13 protein-coding genes are annotated in these 10,755 nt (G+C 68.1%); 9 read left to right on the plus strand and 4 right to left on the minus strand.

Annotated features, from left to right (window positions below):
* Nucleotides 1-76 precede the first annotated feature (76 nt).
* Nucleotides 77-682 (plus strand): TetR-like C-terminal domain-containing protein, encoded by a 606-nt coding sequence (locus tag VB080_RS12060; RefSeq protein ID WP_323418701.1) that lies wholly within the window; start codon nucleotides 77-79, stop codon nucleotides 680-682.
* A 26-nt stretch (nucleotides 683-708) separates the two neighbouring features.
* Here VB080_RS12060 and VB080_RS12065 read toward each other — a convergent pair whose 3' ends face one another.
* On the minus strand, nucleotides 709-1,269 hold the full coding sequence (locus VB080_RS12065; RefSeq protein WP_323418702.1) for a TetR/AcrR family transcriptional regulator: 561 nt from the start codon (nucleotides 1,267-1,269) through the stop codon (nucleotides 709-711).
* 107 nt (nucleotides 1,270-1,376) lie between these two features.
* Here VB080_RS12065 and VB080_RS12070 point away from each other — a divergent pair, with 107 nt between their 5' ends.
* Nucleotides 1,377-2,501, plus strand: coding sequence for a hypothetical protein (locus VB080_RS12070; RefSeq protein ID WP_323418703.1), 1,125 nt, complete (start codon nucleotides 1,377-1,379; stop codon nucleotides 2,499-2,501).
* A gap of 86 nt (nucleotides 2,502-2,587) precedes the next feature.
* Here VB080_RS12070 and VB080_RS12075 read toward each other — a convergent pair whose 3' ends face one another.
* On the minus strand, nucleotides 2,588-2,950 hold the full coding sequence (locus VB080_RS12075) for a DoxX family protein (RefSeq protein WP_323418704.1): 363 nt from the start codon (nucleotides 2,948-2,950) through the stop codon (nucleotides 2,588-2,590).
* A gap of 84 nt (nucleotides 2,951-3,034) precedes the next feature.
* The gene (locus VB080_RS12080) at nucleotides 3,035-3,817 is read right to left on the minus strand and encodes an SDR family NAD(P)-dependent oxidoreductase (RefSeq protein ID WP_323418705.1); all 783 of its coding nucleotides are present in this window, start codon (nucleotides 3,815-3,817) and stop codon (nucleotides 3,035-3,037) included.
* A gap of 73 nt (nucleotides 3,818-3,890) precedes the next feature.
* Here VB080_RS12080 and VB080_RS12085 point away from each other — a divergent pair, with 73 nt between their 5' ends.
* Entirely contained in the window at nucleotides 3,891-4,532 is a 642-nt protein-coding gene (locus tag VB080_RS12085; protein WP_323418706.1) for a TetR/AcrR family transcriptional regulator, read from the plus strand.
* Nucleotides 4,525-5,622: a hypothetical protein gene (locus VB080_RS12090; protein ID WP_323418707.1), complete on the plus strand. Its 1,098-nt coding sequence runs from the start codon at nucleotides 4,525-4,527 to the stop codon at nucleotides 5,620-5,622. The genes VB080_RS12085 and VB080_RS12090 overlap by 8 nt, the downstream gene beginning before the upstream one ends.
* A gap of 59 nt (nucleotides 5,623-5,681) precedes the next feature.
* On the opposite strand, the gene VB080_RS12095 is transcribed toward VB080_RS12090, so the two are convergent.
* Nucleotides 5,682-7,055 (minus strand): HNH endonuclease signature motif containing protein, encoded by a 1,374-nt coding sequence (locus tag VB080_RS12095; RefSeq protein ID WP_323418708.1) that lies wholly within the window; start codon nucleotides 7,053-7,055, stop codon nucleotides 5,682-5,684.
* A gap of 398 nt (nucleotides 7,056-7,453) precedes the next feature.
* Here VB080_RS12095 and VB080_RS12100 point away from each other — a divergent pair, with 398 nt between their 5' ends.
* The 5 genes from VB080_RS12100 to VB080_RS12120 form a co-directional block, all read left to right on the plus strand.
* Entirely contained in the window at nucleotides 7,454-8,065 is a 612-nt protein-coding gene (locus VB080_RS12100) for a TetR/AcrR family transcriptional regulator (RefSeq protein WP_323418709.1), read from the plus strand.
* A 1-nt stretch (nucleotide 8,066) separates the two neighbouring features.
* A complete protein-coding gene (gap, locus tag VB080_RS12105; RefSeq protein WP_323418710.1) occupies nucleotides 8,067-9,068 on the plus strand; it encodes a type I glyceraldehyde-3-phosphate dehydrogenase in 1,002 nt (333 codons plus the stop codon).
* 146 nt (nucleotides 9,069-9,214) lie between these two features.
* On the plus strand, nucleotides 9,215-9,670 hold the full coding sequence (locus VB080_RS12110) for a TetR/AcrR family transcriptional regulator C-terminal domain-containing protein (RefSeq protein WP_323418711.1): 456 nt from the start codon (nucleotides 9,215-9,217) through the stop codon (nucleotides 9,668-9,670).
* 1 nt (nucleotide 9,671) lies between these two features.
* Complete coding sequence (locus VB080_RS12115; RefSeq protein ID WP_323418712.1) at nucleotides 9,672-9,959, plus strand: DUF4287 domain-containing protein; 288 nt, start codon at nucleotides 9,672-9,674, stop codon at nucleotides 9,957-9,959.
* Nucleotides 9,960-10,006: 47 nt separating this feature from the next.
* Nucleotides 10,007-10,755: thermonuclease family protein (locus tag VB080_RS12120; protein ID WP_323418713.1), on the plus strand; the 749-nt coding region annotated here is incomplete at its 3' end.

Consider the following 10,755-nt stretch of genomic DNA (forward strand, 5'->3'; position numbering starts at 1 on the left):
AGTGTAGCGCTACAATCTTGTAGTGCAACAACAGGACGACGACAACACAAGGAGGGTGGGCCCTACGATGATCGCCATGGCGGATCGAGCGCGCGAACAGGTGGCGGACGGACGCTCGCGGGCGCGGGTGGCCACCGATCAGAAGATCGATCAGGCGGTGATGCGGATCGTCACCGACGAGGGGCCCGCCGCCGTGACGATCGCTCGCGTCAGCGAGGTCTCGGGAGTCGCACGCACCACTCTCTACCGCCGCTACGCCACCAGCAGCGAAATCCTGATCGACGTCGCCGGCCGGATCGCACCAATGCCCCCCATCGCGGCCACCCTTGATCGCGACGGTTTCCAGCAGATCGTCAACCAACTGCAGCAGGTGTTCCACACCGACGGCATCGCCTCCCTCATGGGGCATGTTCTGGTCGCGAACGAGACTTTCCAGCGGCAGTGGCGCTCACAGTTCGTCGGCACCCGGCTGAGCTCGCTCCAGGACTTTCTGCAGCGGGGCGTGCACGCCGGTGCACTGCGTCCGGACATCGACACCGACCTCCTGGTCGAGTTCGTCGTCGGCAGCGCGCTCGCCGAGGCCGCACTCCGGGGTCGGCTACTGGACGACTGGGCGGGCCGGGTGGTCAGCAACCTCTGGCCGACCATGAGTTCAGCCGTCCCATCGGCATCCGCCGGCTGACTGACCGGCCCCCGCAACACCGTCGATCAGGGACGCAGCCCCCGCAGATAGACGTCGATCAGCCAAGCCTCATGCTGGGCCAACTCGGGGACGGCGACATCAGGCAGCGGGCGGGTGATGGAGGCGATGCCCATCTGGAACCGGGCGGCAGTGAGGTCGTCTCGCACCAGACCCGCCCGCTTGACCTGGTCGAGAAGCTGCTGCACCGCCGCCAGAGACCGGATGCGCTTCTCCGCCAGCGGCTGGGCGACGTGGTGATCAGCGACGAACTCGGCAGCGAAGGCTGCCACCAGAGCGCCGGGACGCAGCGCCGCCACCGCGTGCACGAACCCGTTCCAGGCCGCCTCGGAATCCCCCTCGAGCTGAGGCTGAAAGCGCTCGAGAATGGCGAGCATGCGGGTCTCCAGGTCGGCCAGAACAGCGCGGATCAGATCGTCGCGGGTGGGAAAGTTGCGGTAGAGCGTGGCGATACCCACGCCCGCCTGCTCGGCGACGGCGGTCAGCGAGATGTCGATCCCGTGTGTGGCGATCTGGGTGGCGGCCGCCTCCACGACGGCCTCACGGTTGGCTCGCGCGTCCGCTCTCATCACACCTCCTCGGCAGGGGTTGCATTCTCTATCTGGAGGACTATACTCCAGATATAAGCGGAGGTTAATCCTCCAGTAAGAGCCCCCGCACGACCGAAGGAGAGATCATGTCCGAACTGAGCTACACCGTCACCATCAACGGCCAGGCCTGGGGCGAGGACCAGCTGCGGCGCATCGAGTACGACCGCACGCTGCACGTGCTCCACGAACTCAAACTGCTCGGCGTCCCGATCATGGACGGCGAGGTCGAACTGTCCGATATCGACATCAACTGGCTCGAACCTGAGCGCGCGAAAGAGATCTCGCTGGCGACCCGCGACGGGCTCGGCGAGGAGGGTTTCCTGCGGGTGTACGCCGACGTCCTGGCGGATTCGGCCCGCCGCTGGAAGGGCTGGGCTGCCACCTATGACCCCGCGAAGGTGAACTGGGCGCAGATCGAGCTCGAGGCCCACGGCGTGGGCTTCCCCGAGACCATGTCGATCATCGGAGGCGCGGCGTCCCAGCACGATGCGCTGGCGACCAACCCCGAGCACTACGTCATCATCGGTGACATCGACTCCGGCCAGCGCGGCGCCGAGGCGTTCGGCATGTTCGGCGAGCCGGTGTACATGCACGGCGTCGCTCAGGAATCCCTCCCGGACGGGATGCCGTTCCAGCCGGACGAGTCCTACCCGGTCCGTCTCTTCGGCGAGATGGCGACCAAGGACGACGACACCAACTTCCACGTCGGCGCCCTGCACCAGTTCCGGCCGACCGCCGACGGCTTCCAGGTCAAGTCGGTCTTCGTCGCCCCGGGCGACTCGCCGCAGGCGATCGCGATCGGCCATCAGGTCCACTTCGCCCTGGAGATCATCAACTCGATGAAGATCGCCTACGCGAAGAAGCAGGCCGACGAGGCCGAGGATGCCGCGCTCATGTCCGCCGCCCCGACGGGCGAGGCGTCCGCCGTGGACGGCACCTGGAACGTCGAGGCCCGCGGCCGCCAGGGCGTCCTGACCCTGAAGGCGGACGGTGACGTCCTGACCGGCCACGTCTCGGTGATCGGGATCGAGGCCGACATCGCCGATGGCCAGCTCAACGGCTCCAACTTCACCGGCACCATCGAGGCCGAAGGCCCGGCCGGAAAGGTGAAGGCCAAGCTGTCGGGCTCGGTCGACGGCGACGCGCTGACCGGCGCCCTCAAGGTCGGCATCATCAAGACCAAGCTCACCGGAACCCGCGCCACCGCCTGACAGCCGGCGCTCACATCGTCGCCGCCCCGCCGGGTCGCACAGAGCCGCCCGGTGGGGTCGCGGGGCGCCAAAGCCCCACGGAAGACTCAGGCCAGGACGAGGAACCCCAGTACCGCGCTGGCGGCAGCCACCAGGGCCAGCACCAGTTCGGTGATGATCGGCTCGGAACGGCGGGCGTGGGTCACGACCGCGCCGACCATCACGATGGCCAGGCCAATTGCCGCGATCGGCGTGAGGATCGGGGCGATACCGGTGGCCAGCGGCAGGATCAGGCCAAGTGCGCCCAGCAATTCGAGCGCGCCGATGGTCTTCACCATCGCGTCGGAGGAGTCGGCAGTCCAGGCCATGTTCTCAGCCAGGGCCTGGCGCGGACGGAAGGCGTGCATGGCGCCGGCGCCGAGGAAAACCAGGGCGAGCAGGATGTTGATGATCCACAAGGTGATGGTCACGGAAGTCGCTTTCTGTCGGTGATCGGTGTGGGAGTGCGGGAGTGCGGGATGGCTGCGAGTGGGTGCGGCCAGTGCCCCAGGGGTTCAGGAGTCTCGCCTGGCCATCAGGCGCCGGACGGGCCCGGACGACATCAGCGGGAACACGATTCGGCCCCAGGCCGGCGCAACCGTCTCGTGCGGACGTCGGGAGTGGTGCATCCTCCAGAGCTTGTCGGCCAGCCCGTCCGGGTCAATCAGCGCGGCGGCCGGAAGCGCCTTGCCGCCAGCAGCCCTCGCCTGTTGCATCGCCTGGTCGATCGCACTGTTCTTGATAAGCGCGGAGATGTACAGCCGTCCGACGAAGACCCCGGAGCCGGCGACCTCCTTTTCCAGCGCCTGCAGATAGTTGCGCTGGGCTGCCATGGCCGGCCCAGGACCGCTCATCCCCGGCCGTCCGGTCAGCGCGGTGGAGCCCTGGGCGGTCAGGATCGCCCCCGAGCGTTGCTCGAGCAGGTGCGGAAGGAACTCACCGACCAGCACCACCAGTGATTCGAGCAGCAGGCGGGTGTTGGCAGCGACGGCCTCGGCGGTGAGCTTCGCGGCCGGGACGAAGGTCATGCCGGCCGCGACCGGCGCGTAGTAGAGGACGTCAGGATCGCCAGCCAGCTGCCGGATCCGCACGGCCAGGTCACCCATGTCGTCCGGGTCGGAGAGGTCGGACGGGAGCGGGTGCGCGGTGATCCCCGCCTCCGCAAGCTCGGCCGCGAACGACTCCAGCGGCTCGGCGTGGCGCGCGACCAGCACCACCTCGTAGCCCTCGCGTCCGTAACGGCGGGCGACCGATCTGCCCAGGCCCGGACCGGCACCGCACACGACGATCGTCGGCATCGCGACTCCTTGGTATTCGATGAAGACTCAACTATTATCAGTACATCTGTACCGAAAAGGCAAGGAGTGGGCTGTGCCGGGCAATGCGAGGGGTCAGCAGCGGCGGCAAGCCATCCTGCGGGCGGCCATCCAGGTCGTCGCCCGTGGCGGGGCCGGTGCGCTCACCCATCGCGCCACGGCCGCCGAAGCCGGGGTCTCGCTCGCTTCGGTGACCTATCACTTCCCCGGGATCAACGACCTGCGCCGGGCCACGTTCACGCACGCCGCCGACGTGGTCGGGCCGGACTTCGCTGGAACACTCGACTGCGAGGCCAACCAGGACGCTGCGGTCGCTGCCCTGGTGAGACGCTGGCGGGAGGTCGGATTGGCACGCCAGGCGGAGTTCCTCGCCCTGTTCTCGTTGCTGGTCGAGTCGCTGCACGATCCCGACCTCGGCAACCAGGTCGACGCGCTCCTGGCGGCCCCCGCCGCCATGCTGGTCGCGGAAGGCTGCTCCCAGGAACTGGCCGAGGGCGTGGTGGCGGCACTGGTGGGGCTGGCCCTGGTCAGTCTTGCGCAGCGCCCGGCTGTCGGCGGAGACGCCTCGGCGATGGCGGCACGCCGCTTCGAGCAGAGCGCTGTCGCCCTGTTCGGTGGACAGGGCGCGTCCGACCGCGACACGATCGACCGAATCGCTCCGGGGAACCACAGGATGAAAGAGACACCACATGACTGAGCACGCACGGCTGGCCACCCGCCCGGAAGATCTGGAGCGCTTCGGCCTCGGCCCCCGCATCGAGCAGTGGGAGGACGGTCTGCGCACCGATCCGGCCGTTCACGGACAGTACGAGTGGTGGTACTTCGACGCCCACCTCGACGACGGCGCCAAACTGGTGGCCAACTTCCACACCAAGGACGCGACCGCCCCCGGGACCGGGCTGGCACCGCGGGTTCAGGTCGACCTCGACCTGCCGGACGGGCGCACCTTCAACCTCAACGTGCCCTTCGAACCGGCTGCCTTCTCCGCCTCGAAAGAGGGCTGCGACGTGCGGGTCGGCGACAACACCTTCACCGGCGACCTGCACGAGTACACGATCCGCGCCAGCGTGGAGAACATCTCCTTCGAGGCGCGGCTGACCGGCCAGACCGAGCCGTGGCGACCCGCGGCCGGGCACATCTTCTACGGGGACGACGAGCAGGAGTACTTCGCCTGGCTGCCGTCGGTGCCCTACGGCAGCGTCGAGGTCACCTACCAGGTGGGCGACGAGTCGCCGGTCACCAGGTCCGGCAATGGCTACCACGACCACAACTGGGGCAATGCCGCACTCACCTCGATCATCAACAACTGGTACTGGGGACGTGGCGCTGTCGGACCGTACACCTTCATCACCGCCTACATCGTCTCGGAGAAGAAGTACAGCTACGACCCGATCACAGTGTTCATGCTCGCCAAGGACGGGAAGGTGATCGCGGACGACCAGGAGCAAGTGACCTTCGCCAAGAGCGGTATCCACACCGACCCGGCCACCGGCAAACCGGTCGGTGACCTCCACACCTACGCCTACGCCAGCGACGACCACGACAGCTACCAGGTCTCCTACCATCGCGAGCAGACCATCGTCAGCGCGAAATTCGTCGACCAACTCAGCGGCTGGAAGAAGCTCGCCGCCCGCCTGATCGGTTTCGACGGCGCCTACCTGCGCTTCTCCGGCCCGGTGACGGTCACCCGGCAGTCGGCCGGAGCCTCCGACACCGAGGAGGTCTCCGCCCCCGCAATCTGGGAGATCATGTACCCCGGTCGAACCCGAGCCGTCGACCAGCCCTAGCAAAGTGCTGATCATCGGGCAGGGTGAGGACTCCCGAGCTTGGCTCACCCGAACACGCCTTAGGGCCGGTACCGGTGGTTTCGTTCCCAGCCTCGGCCGCGATCAACCTCGGCGCGGCCTGCGTTGCGCTGGAATCGCCAGTGACGTTGGTGGGCTTCGTGGTGGTGGGTTGAGCACAGCAGGTAACCCTCGTCCAGGTTGGTCCTACCGCCCTCGGCGAACGGCGAACCACCGTGGTGGGCTTCACACCACGCCGGTGGCCGGTCGCATCCGGGTGTGACGCAGCCACCATCCATCGCAGCGAGGGCGTCCCGCTGGGCAGGAGTGAACAGCCGTTGGCTTCGGCCCAGGTCCACTGCGACGCCTGTACCACCGAGAACGGCGGGCAGAATGCCGTGGCTGCAGGCGAGACGGCGCAGTTCCGTGGCGGAGATGCGTTCTCCGGTGGCGAGGGTGGCCGCAGCGGTTGCCGAGCGGAGTTTAGCTTCGTCGATGGTGATGACGATCCGGGCCGGGGTGCCGCCGGTGGTCGGCAACCCGTCGGTCGGCAGGTGTTCGATGAGCGCGATCAGCGCCTGGCCTGCTTTGCGGTCGTACGGCTTGTCGGCTTCGGCTTCAGCACGCGCTTCCTCGACCCGGCTCAGCCGAGCATCGCCCTCGACCCAGCTCAGCCGAGCATCGCCCTCGACCCGGCCCAGCCGAGCATCATCCCCGACCCGGCCCAGCCGAGCATCGCCAAGGTGGGAGCGGCGGGGTGCGGCGAACGCGTCGATCACGGTTTTGAGCATGCGGGCCTGCACCTCGGGCAGCACGAAACGGCCGTTCCAGGTGCCGTCACGGTTGTCCCACATCGTCAACGACGCCCGGCTCCGGGCATGCGACTCGCGTTGCGACACCAGGGCGTTCTCGTGGGCGTCGACCACGTCGGTGGGTTCGTAGAGTTCGGTGATGCGGCGGGCCCGGGTAGCGAGATCCCTGGGCGACAACGTCGTAGCGTCGTTGATCAACTGCGCCTCGGCGAGGCGGCGTTGCTCGGGGGTGGTCCGTTCGGGCAACTGCCGCAACGCGGTGCCGATCACGACCGCGTGGGGCAGCGAGATGCGTCCGTCAGCTGCAGCCTGTTCGGCCGCGCGGGCTGCTGTGAGGACGCGGCCGTCCTTGACCTGCCGGTTCGCGGCGGCGGGGTCGAGTCCAAAGTCGCCGGCGAGGAGCTGGCTGGCTTGCCGGGCGGGGACGAACCGGTCGACGGCGCGGACGGCTGCGGTGACGTGAGTGCGCAGCATGGATTCCAGGGTGCGCAGCGTGGTGGCGGTGCGGCGAGCTTGGGCGGGGGTCTGATCAGCGTAATCAGCCAGCGGGATCGCCGCCAGCAGCGCGTGCAGCTCGCTCAGCCGGGCGTCGAGCTGCGGCCGCTCGACAGGTTGTGCGACCATGACCCCAACTCCCTCCCTGATTCGAACTGGTGTTCCTATTCTATGAGTTACGGATACCCCTGCGCAACCTGTATCTACTTGTCAACACCCATTTTGTGGGGGCAGAAGTAACCTGTGGATAACCCCCCCGAACCCCGATTTTGTCGGACCCATGTGCTTTGGCAACTGCGGCAGGAGGCCCCTCAACTCGCCTACCGAGGTACGGGGCCTGCTCGGCGACCCGGCCGGCCACCGTTGGCGCGTCCTGACGAACACCCCTGAGGCCCACGTGACCGCCGGCGTCGCCATGCGATGGAGGAGACCGCGGCCAGGGCAGCCGAGAACGCCCCGCCCCATGTCGCTACGCCCGCCAGCGATGCACCTTGAAACTGTACCTAGAGGTATGTACAGTCATGGCCATGGAGTCCCGGGAACGCCTGGTGCAGACGATGAGCGAGGTGCTGTGGGAGCGCGGCTATGCGGCTACCAGCCCCCGCGAGGTGCGGGAGCGGTCGGGAGTCGGGCAAGGCAGCATGTATCACCACTTCCCGAGCAAGCGCGATCTCGCCCTCGCGGCGTTAGAGCGCAACTGCGCCGACCTGCTCCCTGCCACGGAGGAGCTGCTGAGCGGCTCTGGCGATCCGATGGACAAACTCGCCACGTACCTGACCCGTCCGCTACCCGCCCTGAAAGGCTGCAAGGTGGGCCGGATGACCCAGGACCCACTGGTAGCCGGTGACCCCGGACTGCTCAAGCCGATCGCGGAGGCGTTCGCGGCCGTCCACACCGCCCTCGTCCCGGTGATCCGCGAGGCCATCGAGGTGGGCGAACTCAGCCCCGATGTCGACCCCGAGCGGCTGGCGTATCTGCTGTCAGCGACCATCCAGGGCGGCTACGTCCTGGCGATCGCCGCCCAGGACCCCAGCAAGTCCGAGGATGCCCGGGCCGGCGCTCTCGACCTGCTGCGGGCCGCCGCGCCCGCGCCCACACCTGCGGCGGCATCGGCCGCCACACCGGAAAGGAATCAGTGAGATGACAGTTCGGATCGGAATCAACGGCTTCGGACGGATCGGACGCAGCTACCTGCGGGCGGCCCTGGCCAACGACGCCGACGTCCAGGTGGTTGCGGTGAACGACCTCACCGACGCGGCCACGCTGGCCACACTGCTCGAATGGGACTCGATCTCGGGCCATCTGGAGGGGGTCAGCGTTGACGGCAACACGATCAGCGTGGGCGACAACCACATCACGGTGCTCTCCGAGCGCGACCCCGGCGCCATCGGGTGGGGTGCGCTCGGCGCGGATGTGGTGATCGAGTCGACCGGGTTCTTCACCGACGCCACCAAGGCGCTCGGCCACCTCAGGGGTGGCGCCAGGAAGGTGATCATCTCCGCCCCGGCGAAGGGCGATGTGCCCACCTTCGTCCTCGGCGTGAACGACGACCAACTCGACCCGTCCGCCTCCGACGTGTTCTCCAACGGCTCCTGCACCACCAACTCCCTCGCGCCGCTGGCGAAGGTCCTCAACGACACCTTCGGGATCGAGAGTGGCTTGATGACCACCATCCACGCCTACACCGGCGACCAGCGGCTGCACGACGCCCCGCACTCCGACCTGCGTCGCGCCCGGGCTGCGGCCATGTCGACCATCCCGACCTCCTCCGGGGCAGCGAAGGCGATCGGCAAGGTCATCCCCGAACTCGACGGACGCCTCACCGGCTTTGCGCTGCGCGTCCCCGTCCCGGTCGGCTCGATCACCGATCTCACCGCCGTCCTCGGACGGACGGCGAGCGTCGCCGAGATCAACCAGGCGTTCGCCCACGCCGCCGCTGGTTCACTGAAGGGCTACCTGCAGTACTCGGAGGCACCGCTGGTCTCGGCGGACATCGTCGGCAACCCGCACTCCTCGATCTTCGACGCCCCCCTCACCGAGGTCGTCGGCAACCAGGTCAAGGTGCTCGGCTGGTACGACAACGAATGGGGCTTCTCCAACCGGCTCGTCGAGTTCTCCGAACGCATCGGAACCAGCCTGTGAACCAGCGCGAACTCACGCCGAGCGAGTGACCGTTCGGATCCGCCAGACCTCGCTCCGGTGGATCCGAACGCATCGCCGGCGGAGGCACATCGCCGGCGAAGGCACGTCACCGGCCGACATTCGACAGTCGCTTTCCCACCAAGGACGTGCTGTTTCACGAGGTCATCCGGGCGACGATCGTTCCGATGCAGGAACGCCTGCAGGAAGGGCTCGACCTCGCGCAGGACGAGCCGCGTGCCGCGCTGCGGGCGACCTGCCGCAGCCTCGCCACGATCATTGTGACGCCCAGGATTGCGGAACTGCGTCGCCTCATCAGCAGCGAAGCCGGCAGGTTCCCGGACCTCGCGGCCGAGTGGTATGCGCTCGGCCCGGGCCAGACCGTCGATCGCCTGGCGGCCTGGCTGCCGTCCCTGCGTCCCCATCTGTCTCTTCCAGACCCCCAGGTCGCGGCCGAGCAGTTGTTGTGGCTGGTCGTCGCCGCTCCCCTGAACAGCTTGCTCTTCCTGCCTCCCGGTACCGCCGTTGACCAGACCGAGCTACGTCAGCGCGCCGACGTGGCCGCAGAGATGTTCTGGCGCGCCCATGCCAGCACGGAGGAATGAGATGTCCTTTCAGGCCTACCTCGACACGATCGAGAAGAAGACCGGGAAGACCCCACGGCAGCTGCTCGACGAGGCGAAGGCTCGGGGCTTCGACGGGCCGAAGGTCGTCGCCGGCGATGTCATCACGTGGCTGGCCAACGACTACGGTCTGGGCCGCGGCCACGCGATGGCGCTGGTGTACGTCATCAGGAACGGTCCGAAGATCGACTCCAAGCACGTGGGCTCGGGCGGCACCCATGCCGATGAGTCTGAGGTGCTGTGGCTGGACGGCATCGCGACCAGACCCTGACTGAACCACCCGCCGGGTGCCGTGTCCCGGACTAGAATCAGCGCCCAGTGAATACTGCACACCGGTGGCACGCCGTCGCCGCCACTCTCCTGCTGGCCGCCGGGCTGGTCGCCTGCACCGGCCCCCGACCGGCGTCCCTTGGGCAGGCCTCGGCGACCCCCACGGCCACGGTGGCAGCACCCGCCCCGACAATCACACCGACCGCTCCGGGGACCGAGGCGGCGACCTTTGCCTCGGTCGTGGACGGCGACACCCTCACCACCAGCGCCGGCACGGTCCGGCTGATCGGTATCGACACCCCTGAACGAGGCGAATGCGGCCACGACGAAGCCTCAGCAGCCATCGGACGCCTGCTGTCCCACGGTGACCCGATAGCCCTGGAACTCCCGGCAGGGCAGAACGACCAGGACCGGCACGGACGGCTCCTGCGCTACGTCACCACCGAGGCGGGCATCGATCTCGGCGCGATGCAACTCGAAGCCGGCAACGCGATCGCCCGGTACGACTCCACCGACGGCTACCCCGCCCACCCCCGCGAGGCTGCGTACCACGCAGCGCAGCTCGCCATGCCCGGCCCGGACCACACCGTCATCACGACCGCCTGCCAGAGCCAGCCTCCCGCCCGCACCACGCCGCCGACGACGGGCGCATGGTGGGAGCAGTACACGTCCTGCGGCCAGCTGAAGAGGAGTCCCAACGGTCACCCGACCGGACCGTTCCACCGCGACGACCCGGACGAAGCCGAGATCTACGACTGGTTCGCCCACCGCACCGGTAACAACGGGGACGGGGACGG

Source organism: Propionicimonas sp. (assembly GCF_034927565.1).
In the GTDB taxonomy this organism is placed as follows: domain Bacteria; phylum Actinomycetota; class Actinomycetes; order Propionibacteriales; family Propionibacteriaceae; genus Propionicimonas.

Bases quoted from the DNA above. Each gene is read 5' to 3' on its own strand.
- VB080_RS12060 (WP_323418701.1), top strand. From the start codon at position 77: ATGGCGGATCGAGCGCGCGAACAGGTGGCGGACGGACGCTCGCGGGCG.
- VB080_RS12065 (WP_323418702.1), bottom strand. From the start codon at position 1,269: ATGAGAGCGGACGCGCGAGCCAACCGTGAGGCCGTCGTGGAGGCGGCC.
- VB080_RS12070 (WP_323418703.1), top strand. From the start codon at position 1,377: ATGTCCGAACTGAGCTACACCGTCACCATCAACGGCCAGGCCTGGGGC.
- VB080_RS12080 (WP_323418705.1), bottom strand. From the start codon at position 3,817: ATGCCGACGATCGTCGTGTGCGGTGCCGGTCCGGGCCTGGGCAGATCG.
- VB080_RS12090 (WP_323418707.1), top strand. From the start codon at position 4,525: ATGACTGAGCACGCACGGCTGGCCACCCGCCCGGAAGATCTGGAGCGC.
- VB080_RS12095 (WP_323418708.1), bottom strand. From the start codon at position 7,055: ATGGTCGCACAACCTGTCGAGCGGCCGCAGCTCGACGCCCGGCTGAGC.
- VB080_RS12100 (WP_323418709.1), top strand. From the start codon at position 7,454: ATGGAGTCCCGGGAACGCCTGGTGCAGACGATGAGCGAGGTGCTGTGG.
- gap (WP_323418710.1), top strand. From the start codon at position 8,067: ATGACAGTTCGGATCGGAATCAACGGCTTCGGACGGATCGGACGCAGC.
- VB080_RS12115 (WP_323418712.1), top strand. From the start codon at position 9,672: ATGTCCTTTCAGGCCTACCTCGACACGATCGAGAAGAAGACCGGGAAG.